Below are 13013 nucleotides of genomic sequence, written 5' to 3' on the forward strand. Positions count from 1 at the left end.
GCGTGAGGATCCGCGAGGGCCACCTCATCAACGACTCCGCCGAAGGCCCGATCGGGCTGCGCACCCGGCTGATGGGCTACATCGGCCTGACCAAGCCCCGCGTCATCGAGCTGCTGCTGGTCACCACGATCCCCGCGATGCTGCTGGCCGACCGCGGCACCGTCGACCCGCTGCTGATCATCAACACGCTCGTCGGCGGACTGCTGGCCGCCGCCGGCGCGAACACTCTGAACTGCGTCGCCGACGCCGACATCGACAAGAAGATGAAGCGCACCGAGCGTCGCGCACTGGCCCGCGCCACCGTGCCGCGCAGCCACGCGCTGATCTTCGGTCTGACGCTGTCGGTCGCGTCGTTCTTCTGGCTGTGGTCGACGACCAACATGCTCTCGGCACACCTGGCCGGGGCCACGATCGCGTTCTACGTCCTCGTCTACACCCTGCTGCTCAAGCGCCGTACCTCACAGAACGTCGTGTGGGGCGGCGCCGCCGGCTGCATGCCGGTGATGATCGGCTGGTCCGCGGTGACCGGAACCATCCAGTGGCCCGCTCTGGTGATGTTCCTGATCATCTTCTTCTGGACACCCCCGCACACCTGGGCGCTGGCCATGCGGTACAAGGAGGACTACGAAGCGGCCGGCGTGCCGATGCTCCCCGTGGTCGCCACCGAACAGCAGGTCACCAAGCAGATCCTGGTGTACACCTGGCTGACCGTCCTCGCGACGTTGGCGCTGGCGCTGACCACCGGATGGCTCTACGCCTCGGTCGCGATCCTGGCCGGCACCTGGTTCCTGGTGATGGCACACCAGCTCTACGCCGGGGTCAAGCGCGGCGAGGCCGTCAAGCCGCTGCGACTGTTCCTGCAGTCCAACAACTACCTGGCGGTGGTCTTCGTCGCGCTGGCCGTCGACTCGGCGCTGGCGCTGCCCACCCTGCTGCACGTCTGACACCCCGGTGCACGTCTCGCCGGACAACTTCATCCGCGCCGAGACCGACCTGTATTTCGGCAACATCGTCGGTGATGGCGCGCTCGGAGAGTTCACCCACTTCCGCGATTTCGGTCCGCTCGACAACCAGCTCGTGGTGCGCCAGAACCGCGACACCCTCTACTCGGCCGGCGTCTTCGACCTCGACGCTGGGCCGGTGACCGTCACGCTGCCCGATGCCGGCGCACGGTTCCGCTCCCTGCAGATCATCACCGAGGACCATTACGTGCCGAGAGTGATCTACACGCCGGGCCGCCACACCTTCGACCGGGCCGGCATCGGCACCCGCTACGTGATGCTCGCGCTGCGCACGCTCGTCGACCCGAACGATCCCGCCGATCTGGCCGCCGTGCACGCGCTGCAGGACGGTGTCGTCGTCGATCAGGCCGGAGTCGGCAGCTTCGAGGTGCCCGAGTGGGATCCCGGGAGTCAGAAGCAGGTTCGTGACGCCCTGGCCGCACTGTTCGCGACGCTGCCCGACACCCGCGGCATGTTCGGGGCCGCCGGCGAGGTCGATCCCGTTCGCCGGCTGATCGGCGCCGCGGCGGCCTGGGGCGGGAATCCCGAGCGCGACGCGTTGTATCTGACGGTCGATCCCGCTGCTGACGACGGCCGGACCCCGCACCGGCTCACCGTCGGTGACGTTCCGGTGGATGGCTTCTGGTCGGTCACGGTGTACAACGCCGAGGGCTACTTCACGCCCAATCCGGCCGGTGCGTACTCGGTGAACAGCGTGACCGCGGTCAAGGATGCCGACGGTTCCGTCACGGTGCGCTTCGGTGGACCTGCGGGCGAACCCAACCACCTGCCGATCACCCCGGGCTGGAACTACCTGGTGCGCCTGTACCGACCCCGGGCCGAGATCCTCGACGGCTCGTGGACGTTCCCGGTGGCCGAACCGGGCTAGGGGATCAGCACGACCGAACCGACCGTCCTGCGGCCCTGCAGGTCGCGGTGCGCCTGCTCGGCTTCCCGCAGCGCGTAGCGGTTGCTCACGGTGACGGTCAGTGCGCCGTCGGCGATCGCGGTGAGGAGTTCGCCTGCCCGCCAGGAGAATTCGTCCGGTGTGCGGGTGTGGTGGGCGAGGTTGGGCCGGGTCAGGAACACCGAGCCGGCGGTGTTGAGCCGCTGCGGATCGATCGGCGGCACCGGCCCGCTGGCAGCGCCGAACAACGCCAGCGTGCCCCGCATCGCCAGGCTGGCGAGGCTTGCCTCGAAGGTCGACGCGCCGACCCCGTCGTACACCGCGGCGACACCGTCGCCGTCGGTCAGTTCCCGGATCCGGTCACCGAAGGCCGCGGCGCCCCCCGCGTCCTGGCTTGGGTAGTCGAGCACCTCGACCGCACCGGCACGCCGGGACAGCTCGGCCTTGTCCGGCGTGGACACCGTGGTGATCACCGATGCGGCCAGGCTGGTCGCCCACTGCGTCAGCAACAGGCCGACGCCGCCGGCGCCCGCGTGGACGAGGATGGCGTCGCCCTGCTGCACCGGATAGGTCGACTTGAGCAGATAGTGCGCGGTCATGCCCTTCAGCAGGGCGGACGCGGCCACCTCCGGGGCGACGGCATCGGGTACGTAGGCGACGAAATCCGCAGGCGCCACACAGTATTCGGCGTAGGCGCCCTGCGACTGCGTGGTGACCACCCGGTCGCCGACGTTGAGGGCGGCGACGTCCTCGCCGACCTCCTCGATGACTCCGCACACCTCCGAGCCCGCGATGAACGGCGTCTCGCGGGGATAGAGCCCGGACCGGAAATACGTGTCGATGAAGTTGACACCGATCGCCTCGGCTTTGATGAGCACCTGCCCGGGGCCGGGCGAGGGACGCGATGTCTCGACGAAGGACAGGACCTCGGGTCCGCCGGTCTCGGCGACTTCGATGGCGTACATGTCCACCATCTTGCCCCCTCGATAGAATCGGCCCCTGATGAAGCTGGTCCGCCCCGACGTCTTTCACCCCCGCATCGTGCTGGCCGGGTGCAGGGCGCTGCCCGAGGGAGACGGCGACGACGACGGACTCGTCGAGGCGCTGTGGGCGCGCGGACTGCATGCCCGCTGGCTGGCGTGGGACGATCCCGAGACGCTCGGCGCCGACCTGGTGATTCTGCGGGCCACCTGGGATTACACCGAGCGTCCCGAGCAGTTTCTGGCGTGGGCGCACCGGGTGTCGCATCTGCTCAACCCGGTCGAGGTCGTCGGGTGGAACACCGACAAGCGGTATCTCTCCGACCTGGCGGCCGCAGGGGTGCCCGTCGTCCCCAGCGCGTTCTTCGAGCCGGGGGAGCAGGTGCGCATCCCGGACGGCGAGGTCGTCGTCAAACCGGCTGTGGGCGCCGGTTCGGTCGGGGCCGAGCGTTTTTCGGATCCCACGCACGCGCATGCGCACGCAGCCGCGCTGCAGGCCGCCGGACGCACGGCGCTGGTGCAGCCCTATGACGCGCGCATCGGCGACGGCGAGACCGCCCTGGTGTTCCTCGCCGGTGAGCAGTCCCACGCGTTCACCAAGGGCCCGATGCTGCCGCCGCCGGGCGAGACACCGGCGTTCGACGCGTCCGGAACCTATGCCGAGGAACGTCTGGCGCCCGCCGACCCCGACTTCGAACTGTGGGACCTCGGACACAGGGCACTGGGCGCGGCAGCCGACCATCTCGGGCTGCAGACGTCGGACTTTCTGTATGCGCGGGTCGACGTCGTCGGCGGGCCGGACGATCCGCGACTGCTGGAGCTCGAGCTCGTCGAGCCGTCTCTGGGGTGGCGTCAACTACCCGACGGCGACAGGGCCCGTCAGCAGCGCCGGTTCGCGCTCGCGGTCGAGTCAGCGCTGGAGCGGTTCGGGCTGGGTCCGTTCGCGCATCGACGCCCATAGTGCGGCGGTCGCCGCGGTACAGGCGGCCGCACCGGCGACGTGCAGGGCGACCAACGCCTCCGGGACACCGGTGAAGAACTGCACCGCACCGAGGGTGCCCTGGGCGGCGACCAGGACGACGACGACGCCGAGCCTCTTCCTCACCGCGGGTGACGACTTCACGGCGAGCAGGCCGAATCCGAGGCCGACCAGAAGCGCGAGGTAGGCGACCAGTAGCGACGAATGCATGTGCACCAGCGTGGTGATCTCGATCTCCAGGCGCGGCACCGGCCGATCCGGGCTCTTGTCGCCGGCGTGCGGTCCGGCGCCGGTGACCATCGTGCCGGTGACCAGCACCGCGGCCAGCGTGACGGCGGACAGGACGGTCAACTGCCGCAACGGCTTCGGCGCCCGGGGTTCGGGCACCCCGTCATCGGGCTCGCCGATCTTGACGAACAGCAGCACCGCCAGCCACACCATCGCCATCGACACGAGCAGGTGGATCGCGACGGTCCACCACAGCAGACCTGTGAGCACCGTGATGCCGCCGATGATCGCCTGGGCCACCGTGGAGGCCGGCATCAGCCAGGCGTAGAACAGCACCTCCCGACGGCGTCGCGCCCGCGTGACCGCGATGACCGCCGCCGCCGCCGTCAACACCACGAGGAAGGTCAGCAGCCGGTTGCCGAACTCGACGGCCTGGTGGATGCCGGCGACCTCGGCGTGCGGGACGGGGGTGAAACTGCCGGGGAAGCACTGGGGCCAGGTCGGGCATCCCAGCCCCGAGGCGGTGACGCGCACGATCGCTCCGGTGACGGCGATCCCGCCCTGGGTCAGGATCACGGCCGCGGCGATGACGCGTTGCGTCCGCAGACTCGGCTCGGGGAACAGATCGACGAGCCTCAGGAAAAGGCGTCCTACGGGCACGCCATCGATGGTAGAGGCTCGATAACTACTGGTCGTAGTAGGGGCGTGTGACGGGGATGAGCACCTCGTCGACCAGCTGGGTGACCAGCTCGTCGGTGATCGGGTCACCGGTGATCAGCAGCCGGTGCCACAGCACGCTCTGCCCGAGTTCGCGAACGAGCTCCACCGGGACGTCGGGGCGCACCTCGCCGCGCTCCACGGCACGCCCGATCAGCGTGGTCATCTCGGCCTTGCGCATACCGAGCACGTCGGAGCGGAACGTCGACTCCAGGTCGGGATCCGATGCCACCGCGACGATCACCGACCGCATCAGCGGACCGGTGTCGCCGGTGAACAGCTGGGCCCAGGCGCGCAGCACCGCGAGGAGATCACCGCGGAACGTGCCGGTGTCCGGACGCGGAAACGACGTTGACGCGACGGCCATCAGCGTGTCCCGGAGCAATGCGCGCCGATCGGGCCAGCGCCGGTAGAGCACCGGTTTGCTGGTGCCGGCGGCCACCGCCACGGCGTCCATCGTCACCGCCTCGGGTCCGTGCCCGGCGAGCAGGTCCAGGACCGCCGACCGGATCGCGGCGTCGAGCTCGGCACCCCGTCGTCTCGTCATCATCCGGCCTCCCTCGCCCCGTCCATTTGAGAAACGCTTGCGTATCTTAACGGACAGTTCTAGAGTTCAGATAAGAAACTACTTCGTATCTTGGAGGTCCACATGTCTCTACCCGTGCTGTATCCGCTGCGTTCTGTCGACACGGCCGCCGTGCATTACGTGGACTGCCCGCACGGCAGGCGGCGCATCACGATCGATCACCGCCCTCTGGCGGGCGTGACGCCGGCGATGCTTCTCGACTGGTTCACCCACCTGGGCGGCACGATGCAGTACGGCGGCCACGTCGTCGACCGCTATCACGCCTGGCATCCGGTCGACCACATCCGGTGGGAGTTGGCCCGCCCCGCTCCAGGTGGCGGCGCCGCCGAAGGTGCGCGGTTCCACATGGTCGAGGCGTTCGGCGCCCGCCCCGAATTCCTGGTCGACGAGATCGCCCGCGTCGAGAAGCTCGACGAGACCGGGATCAGGCTCGTGCTGCGGATCGGCGGTGTGCCGGTGTTCCAGCTCGAACACACCTGGTCCGCCTGCGCCGACGGGGCCCACTACGTCACGGTCATGGATCTGGGAGTCCGCTCCCGGGCCCTGGCGCCGGTCAACCGCATCATGCGTCGGCGGTTCCCCGAGGAGAAAGCCCGCGCGTGGGTCAGACACAACATCGAGGAGGTCGGGCAGCTCGAACATCTGCTGCCTCGGCTGGCGGGGTCAGACGAAGCGGAACCAACGCAGCGCGCAGAGTGCGGCCACGGCGCCCCACGCGGCGAGGACCAGCAGGTCGAACCAGTCCACTGACAGCGTCATCGCCTGAACCAGTGCTTCGGTCAGAGCCCCCGACGGAGTCAGGCGCGCGACCCACTGCACCGCGGCCGGCACCATCCCGCGCTCGAGGACCAGCGCGCCGAGGCCGGCGAACACGAACCACAGCAGGTTGGCCAGCGCCAGTACGATCTCCGCGCGCAGCGTGCCGCCGAGAAGCAGGCCGAGCGCGGCGAACACGGCGGTGCCGAGCGCGATGATCAGCGCACCGAGGGCGAGACCCGCCAGTGGGGGGCGCCAGCCCAGCGCAAAACCGATGGCGCCGAACAGGACCGACTGCAGGGAGACCACCGTCACGACGGCCAGCGACTTGCCGGCGATGACACCCCAGACCGGTAGGGCGGTGGCGCCCAAGCGCTTGAGTGCGCCGTAGCGGCGATCGAAGGCGACCGCGATCGCCTGACCGGTGAACGCGGTCGAGATCACCGCCAGCGCCATGATGGCCGGGACGAAGGTCGCGGCCCGATTGGGCCCGAACGACCCGAGCGGGAGCAGTATCAGTCCGATCAGCAGCGTGATCGGGATGAACATCGTCAGCAGGAGTTGCTCGCCGTTGCGCAGCAGCAGCCGCAGTTCCAGGGCGAACTGCGCGGCCAGCATCTTCGGCACCTTCGCCGGACGCGGATCGGGAGTGAACGTCCCTGGTGCGAACCGATTTTCGACGCTCATTTGCGGAGCTCCCGTCCCGTCAGGTCGAGGAAGACGTCTTCGAGGCTGCGCTGTTCGACCCGCATGTCCGTGGCGAGCACATCCAGGCGGGCGCACCACGCGGTGACGGTCGCGAGCACCTGCGGATCGATATGGCCCTCGACGAGGTACTCGCCCGCCGTCGGCTCGGTCGCCCGGTACCCCTCGGGCAACGCCGCGACGAGCAGGGACAGGTCGAGCATCTTCGGCGCCCGGAACCGAAGCTGGTTCTCGGCGCCGTTGCGCATCAGTTCGGCGGGTGTGCCGGTGGCCACCGCGGCGCCGTTGTCGATGATCAGGATCCGGTCGGCCAGTTCCTCTGCCTCGCTGAGCTGATGGGTGGTCAGCACGACGGTCACCCCGTCGCGGCGCAGCGCGTCGATGAGTTCCCACACGACGATCCGCGCGTGCGCGTCCATACCCGCGGTCGGCTCGTCGAGAAAGACCAGCTCCGGACGTCCGACGACGGCGCAGGCGAGCGCGAGGCGCTGCTGCTGCCCACCCGAGAGCCGCCGGTAGGTGGTCCGCGCGGCATCGGTCAGCCCGAGCGTGTCGAGCAGCCATGTCGGATCCAGCGGGTCGGCCGCGTATGCGGCGACGAGGTCGAGCATCTCGCCCGCCCGCGCGGCCGGGTAGGCGCCGCCCCCTTGCAGCATCACACCGGTGCGGGCCCGGACCTCGGCGTTGTCGACGATCGGATCGAGGCCCAGGATGCGCAGCGAACCGGCGTCGGGCTTGATGAAGCCCTCGCACATCTCGACCGTGGTCGTCTTGCCCGCCCCGTTCGGGCCCAGCAGCGCGAACACCTCGGCCCTCTCCACGACGAGGTCGAGGCCGGCCACGGCGGTCGTCGATCCGTATCGCTTGCTGACCCCGCGCAGCACGACGGGAGCCGACGGGGAGCCGTCAGGCACGGCGCCCGGTGAAACGGAGGTCACGGGGACTCAGCGTAGGCGTCGGACTTCTCACGACTGTCTTCGGGCAGCGGCCGCCACGGCAGGTATCGGTAGGTCAACGCGACCAGCATCACCAGGATCAGGAAGCTCGCCGCGGTCGCGAGGGCGATCTGGAACAGCGCGAACCGGTCGCCGTTGGCGGTCGGCCCGAAGATCCCGACGACCAGGGTGACGACGATCGCGGCGATGCGGAACCGGGGACGGGTGGCCCAGGCCGCCAGTGGGATGATCGCCCACAGCACGTACCACGGCTGGACCACCGGGAACAGCAACAGCGTCGCACCGAGGGCGACCCCGAGGCCGCCGACGGGGTGCAGACGTCCGCGGAGCACCGCGAACAGCAGCCACAGCACGATCACCGCGATCAGGCTCACGCCGATCGCGCGGGTCAGGGCGAGCACGGCGGTCGTGTGGTCGCCGAGTCCGAGCAGGATGCCGACCTGGCCGGTGCCCAGCGCCAGCAGTGTGGGCGGCGACATCCAGCTGCGCACGACGTTCGCGGTGCCCAGGGTGAACAGCCAACCGAAGCCCAGTCCGCTGGCCCAGCCGATCAGGGCCATCACCGCCAGCGCCACGGCGCCCAGGGCTCCACTGGCCAGCAGGAACGCCCCGACGTTGCCGCCCCATCGGTAGGCGAGGGCCATCGCGACGAACCCGAGCGCCAACAACGACGGCAGCTTGACCTGCGACGACATGGTGATCAACACCGTGCCCGCGAACAGCATCGCCAGCGGATACCAGCGAAGCCACTGGTGGCGGTCGCGCGGCCGCACGAGTGGCCGGGGGATCAGCGGGGCGGCGGCGTCGATGCCGCGCAACGCGAACTCGGTGCCGGCCAGCATCAGCCCGAGCATCAGCGCCTCATTGTGGATTCCGGCCACCAGGTGCATGAACAGCAGCGGATTGGCCGCGCCGAGCCACAGCGCACTCACCTCGGCCACCCCGCACCGGCGGGCCAACCGCGGGGTGGCCCACACGATCAGTGCGACGCCGAGGAGTACGACGAGCCGGTGGAACAGCACCGCCTCGACGATGTTCTCGCCGGTGATCCGCGAGATTCCGCGCCCGATCCACAGGAACAGCGGGCCGTACGGCGCCGGGGTCTCCCGCCACATGCTGGGCACCGACAACGTGAAGACGTGGTCGAGTCCGAGGCCAGTCGCCGGACCCACCTCGTACGGGTCGTTGCCCTGCAGGGAGATCTCACTCTGCGCCAGGTATGAGTAGACGTCCTTGCTGTACATGGGTGGCGCGATCAGCAGCGGCAGCACCCACAGCATCAGGGTCCGGTCGAGCTGGCTGCGGGACATCTTGCGCTGACCGAGCGCGAACCGGCCCAGCATCAACCAGGCCAGCGCCATCATGACGGCACCCGTCGTCGTCATCGTCAGCGACACCGTCGCGATGCGCGACGGCAGGTTGAGCAGCCGCACGCCGAACGTCGGATCCTGCACCACCGGGCGGGCCCCGGCGCCGAGCGCCCCGATCGCCATCAACACGGTGCCGGTCGCGCCGAACAACCGGGTGCGGCGCATCGCGACCAGTTCGGCGGCGGTCAGCGGGCTGCCGACGGTCCGCTCATCGCCGTGCAGGCCGGCGATCGACGAGCTGAGGGAGAGCTGGCGGGCTGCCACCCAGGCAGCGTAGCGGGCGGATAATCGGGCTTATTCCGGAGAACTGGGCCCGCCGGTGTGAGAAGTCCGACCCTGCCGATAAGGGTGCCCTTGCTGGACCGGGTTTCCGAATTGCGTCACACTGGTGTTGTGAAATTCCGTTCGCAGAGCTCGGAGGCGCCGACGTCGGCGCCTCTGCACCCTGTGGACGGCGACCATCACGGCGATACCCGCAGTGCCATCGTCCGGTTGCTTCTCGAATCGGGCCCGGTGACCGCAGGGCACATCGGGCAGCAACTCGGCTTGTCGGCGGCAGGCGTCCGCAGGCATCTCGATGCGCTGATCGAAGCCGGCGACGCCCAGGCCAACGCTGCTGCGGCCTGGCAGCAGGAAGGCCGTGGCAGGCCCGCCAAGCGCTACCGGCTGACCGCGGCCGGCCGGGCGAAACTCGAACACACCTACGACGACCTCGCCTCGGCGGCCATGCGTCAGCTGCGCGAGATCGGTGGCGACGACGCCGTCCGCACCTTCGCGCGCCGCCGCATCGACACGATCCTCGCGGGTGTGGAGCCCGTCGACGACGCGTCCCGCGGGGAGGAGATCGAGGCCGCCGCCGACAGGATCGCCGACGCGCTGACCGGCGCCGGATACGCGACGACGACCACGCGCGTGCGCGGTCCGCTGAGCGGGGTGCAGATCTGTCAGCACCACTGTCCGGTCTCACACGTCGCCGAACAGTTCCCGGAGTTGTGCGAGGCCGAGCAGCAGGCGATGTCCGACGTCCTCGGAACCCACGTGCAGCGTCTGGCGACCATCGTCAACGGAGACTGCGCATGCACCACTCACGTCCCGCTCGTGCCGGAGCGATAGCGACCCGAACACAGCAAACCTCCGGCGCACAGCCCGCCGCCGGAGCCACTACCAGAGCAAAAGGAGTGTGTCGCAATGACACTCACACCGGAGGTCAAGCCCGAGGCGCTGACCCAGGAAGAGACCATCGCGTCCCTGGGCAAGTACGGCTACGGCTGGGCTGACTCCGATGTCGCAGGAGCCAGCGCACAGCGGGGGCTGTCCGAGGCGGTGGTCCGCGACATCTCGGCCAAGAAGAGCGAGCCCGAGTGGATGCTCGACATCCGACTCAAGGCGCTGCGCACCTTCGACAAGAAGCCGATGCCGAACTGGGGCTCCGACCTCGACGGCATCGACTTCGACAACATCAAGTACTTCGTGCGCTCCAGCGAGAAGCAGGCCGCCACGTGGGACGACCTGCCCGAGGACATCCGTAACACCTACGACAAGCTGGGCATCCCCGAGGCCGAGAAGCAGCGCCTGGTCTCCGGCGTGGCTGCGCAGTACGAGTCCGAGGTCGTCTACCACTCGATCCGCGAGGATCTGGAGGCCCAGGGCGTCATCTTCCTCGACACCGACACCGCGCTCAAAGAGCATCCGGAGCTGTTCAGGGAGTACTTCGGCACGGTGATCCCGGCCGGCGACAACAAGTTCTCCGCGCTGAACACCGCGGTGTGGTCGGGTGGCTCGTTCATCTACGTGCCGAAGGGCGTGCACGTCGACATCCCGCTGCAGGCCTACTTCCGAATCAACACCGAGAACATGGGCCAGTTCGAGCGCACGCTGATCATCGTCGACGAAGACGCCTACGTGCACTACGTCGAGGGCTGCACGGCGCCGATCTACAAGTCGGACTCGCTGCACAGCGCGGTCGTCGAGATCATCGTCAAGCCGGGCGGCCGCTGCCGCTACACGACCATCCAGAACTGGTCGAACAACGTCTTCAACCTGGTCACCAAGCGGGCCCGCGCCGAGGCCGGCGCGACCATGGAGTGGGTCGACGGCAACATCGGCTCCAAGGTCACGATGAAGTACCCGGCCGTGTGGATGACCGGCGAGCACGCCAAGGGCGAAGTCCTCTCGGTCGCGTTCGCCGGCGAGGGCCAGCACCAGGACACCGGCGCCAAGATGCTGCACCTGGCGCCCAACACCTCGAGCAACATCGTCTCCAAGTCGGTCGCCCGCGGCGGTGGACGTGCGTCCTACCGCGGCCTGGTCCAGGTCAACAAGGGGGCGCATGGGTCGCGCTCCTCGGTGAAATGCGATGCGCTGCTGGTCGACACGATCAGCCGCTCCGACACCTATCCGTACGTCGACATCCGCGAGGACGACGTCACGATGGGCCACGAGGCGACGGTGTCCAAGGTCAGCGAGGATCAGATGTTCTATCTGATGAGCCGCGGACTGACCGAGGACGAGGCGATGGCGATGGTCGTGCGCGGCTTCGTCGAGCCGATCGCCAAGGAGCTGCCGATGGAGTACGCGCTGGAGCTCAACCGGCTGATCGAGCTGCAGATGGAAGGGGCTGTCGGTTAGTGAGTCGCGATCTGACATCCGCAGTCGAAGGTTCCGTGAAATCGGGCTCGGTCCTGAACCTGAACAAGGGTGAGCTGTTCTCGTCCTTCGACGTCAATGCGTTCGAGGTACCCGGTGGCCGCGACGAACTGTGGCGGTTCACCCCGCTGAAGCGTCTGCGCGGCCTGCACGACGGATCCGCGACGCCCAGTGGCACCGCCGGCATCACCGTCACCGAGCGTGAGGGCGTGACGGTCGAGACCGTCGCGCGTGGCGACGCGCGCCTGGGCCAGGCCGGCGTGCCCTCGGACCGTGTTGCGGCGCAGGCATTCTCGTCGTTCGAGTCGGCGACCGTCGTGACCGTCGCCCGGGACACCGAGGTGGCCGAACCGATCGAGATCGTGATCGAGGGACCCGGTGAGGACGCAGTGGCCTACGGGCATCTGCAGATCCGCGTCGAGGAACTGTCGCGCGCTATCGTCGTGGTGGATTTGCGTGGCAGCGGCGTCTACGCCGACAACGTCGAGATCATCGTCGGCGACTCCGCCGGTCTCGGGCTGATCTGGATCGCCGACTGGGCCGACGACACCGTGCATGTCAGCTCGCACCACGCGAAGCTGGGTAGGGACGCCGTGCTCGGACACGTCAACGTCACGCTCGGCGGCGACGTCGTGCGCACGACGGCCACTGTGCGTTACACCGGCCCGGGTGGCGAGGCCAAGATGCTCGGCACCTACTTCGCCGACGACGGCCAGCATTTCGAGTCCCGGCTCCTCGTCGACCACTCGCAGCCCAACTGCAAGTCCGACGTGCTGTACAAGGGTGCGCTGCAAGGGGATCCGGACTCACGTAAACCCGACGCGCACACCGTGTGGGTGGGCGACGTGCTGATCCGCGCCGAGGCGACCGGTACCGACACCTTCGAGGTGAACCGCAACCTGGTTCTCACCGACGGCGCGCGTGCCGACTCGGTGCCCAACCTGGAGATCGAGACCGGCGAGATCGTCGGGGCCGGACATGCCAGTGCCACCGGCCGATTCGACGACGAGCAATTGTTCTATCTACGGGCCCGGGGCATTCCCGAGGCCCAGGCGCGCCGCCTTGTGGTGCGCGGCTTCTTCAACGAGATCATCGCGAAGATCGCCGTCCCCGCCGTGCGCGAGCGCCTGACCGATGCCATCGAACGAGAACTAGCAATCACCGAAGCGAGTGCGAACTGAC

Annotated in this window: 13 protein-coding genes; 7 read left to right on the forward strand and 6 right to left on the reverse strand. The window is 68.8% G+C overall.

Annotated features, from left to right (window positions below):
* Positions 1–2: 2 nt before the first annotated feature.
* Positions 3–944: a heme o synthase gene (locus DYE23_RS12890; protein WP_011894546.1), complete on the forward strand. Its 942-nt coding sequence runs from the start codon at positions 3–5 to the stop codon at positions 942–944.
* 7 nt (positions 945–951) lie between these two features.
* On the forward strand, positions 952–1890 hold the full coding sequence (locus DYE23_RS12895) for a DUF1254 domain-containing protein (protein WP_013471833.1): 939 nt from the start codon (positions 952–954) through the stop codon (positions 1888–1890).
* Here the strand turns inward: DYE23_RS12895 and DYE23_RS12900 are convergent.
* On the reverse strand, positions 1887–2873 hold the full coding sequence (locus DYE23_RS12900; protein WP_172527767.1) for a quinone oxidoreductase family protein: 987 nt from the start codon (positions 2871–2873) through the stop codon (positions 1887–1889). The genes DYE23_RS12895 and DYE23_RS12900 overlap by 4 nt on opposite strands.
* 37 nt (positions 2874–2910) lie before the next feature.
* Here DYE23_RS12900 and DYE23_RS12905 point away from each other — a divergent pair, with 37 nt between their 5' ends.
* A complete protein-coding gene (locus tag DYE23_RS12905; protein ID WP_115327347.1) occupies positions 2911–3849 on the forward strand; it encodes an ATP-grasp domain-containing protein in 939 nt (312 codons plus the stop codon).
* Here the strand turns inward: DYE23_RS12905 and DYE23_RS12910 are convergent.
* Both DYE23_RS12910 and DYE23_RS12915 read right to left on the reverse strand, forming a co-directional pair.
* Positions 3799–4755, reverse strand: a complete 957-nt coding sequence (locus tag DYE23_RS12910; RefSeq protein ID WP_011894541.1) for a COX15/CtaA family protein — start codon at positions 4753–4755, stop codon at positions 3799–3801. The genes DYE23_RS12905 and DYE23_RS12910 overlap by 51 nt on opposite strands.
* A 25-nt stretch (positions 4756–4780) precedes the next feature.
* The gene (locus DYE23_RS12915) at positions 4781–5359 is read right to left on the reverse strand and encodes a TetR/AcrR family transcriptional regulator (protein ID WP_172527768.1); all 579 of its coding nucleotides are present in this window, start codon (positions 5357–5359) and stop codon (positions 4781–4783) included.
* A gap of 102 nt (positions 5360–5461) precedes the next feature.
* Between DYE23_RS12915 and DYE23_RS12920 the strand changes: the two genes are divergently transcribed.
* Positions 5462–6148 carry a hypothetical protein gene (locus DYE23_RS12920; RefSeq protein WP_013471829.1) on the forward strand — a complete coding sequence of 229 codons (687 nt, stop codon included), beginning with the start codon at positions 5462–5464 and terminating at the stop codon, positions 6146–6148.
* Here the strand turns inward: DYE23_RS12920 and DYE23_RS12925 are convergent.
* From DYE23_RS12925 to mptB, 3 genes are read right to left on the reverse strand one after another with little or no spacing between them, the layout of a single operon-like run.
* Entirely contained in the window at positions 6062–6841 is a 780-nt protein-coding gene (locus DYE23_RS12925; RefSeq protein ID WP_099961411.1) for an ABC transporter permease, read from the reverse strand. The two genes, DYE23_RS12920 and DYE23_RS12925, sit on opposite strands and share 87 nt — an antisense overlap.
* The gene (locus tag DYE23_RS12930; protein WP_011894537.1) at positions 6838–7797 is read right to left on the reverse strand and encodes an ABC transporter ATP-binding protein; all 960 of its coding nucleotides are present in this window, start codon (positions 7795–7797) and stop codon (positions 6838–6840) included. Before DYE23_RS12930 ends, DYE23_RS12925 begins: the two co-directional genes overlap by 4 nt.
* Positions 7794–9449 (reverse strand): polyprenol phosphomannose-dependent alpha 1,6 mannosyltransferase MptB, encoded by a 1656-nt coding sequence (gene mptB, locus DYE23_RS12935; RefSeq protein WP_115327348.1) that lies wholly within the window; start codon positions 9447–9449, stop codon positions 7794–7796. Before mptB ends, DYE23_RS12930 begins: the two co-directional genes overlap by 4 nt.
* Positions 9450–9506: 57 nt before the next feature.
* Between mptB and DYE23_RS12940 the strand changes: the two genes are divergently transcribed.
* The 3 genes from DYE23_RS12940 (at position 9507) to sufD (ending at position 13012) form a co-directional block, all read left to right on the forward strand.
* Positions 9507–10298, forward strand: a complete 792-nt coding sequence (locus DYE23_RS12940; protein ID WP_115327349.1) for a helix-turn-helix transcriptional regulator — start codon at positions 9507–9509, stop codon at positions 10296–10298.
* Positions 10299–10373: 75 nt separating this feature from the next.
* Positions 10374–11813 carry a Fe-S cluster assembly protein SufB gene (gene sufB / locus DYE23_RS12945; protein WP_011894534.1) on the forward strand — a complete coding sequence of 480 codons (1440 nt, stop codon included), beginning with the start codon at positions 10374–10376 and terminating at the stop codon, positions 11811–11813.
* Entirely contained in the window at positions 11813–13012 is a 1200-nt protein-coding gene (gene sufD, locus DYE23_RS12950) for a Fe-S cluster assembly protein SufD (RefSeq protein WP_115327350.1), read from the forward strand. Before sufB ends, sufD begins: the two co-directional genes overlap by 1 nt.
* Position 13013: the final 1 nt, after the last annotated feature.

It is taken from the genome of Mycolicibacterium gilvum, from assembly GCF_900454025.1.
In the GTDB taxonomy this organism is placed as follows: Bacteria; Actinomycetota; Actinomycetes; order Mycobacteriales; family Mycobacteriaceae; genus Mycobacterium; species Mycobacterium gilvum.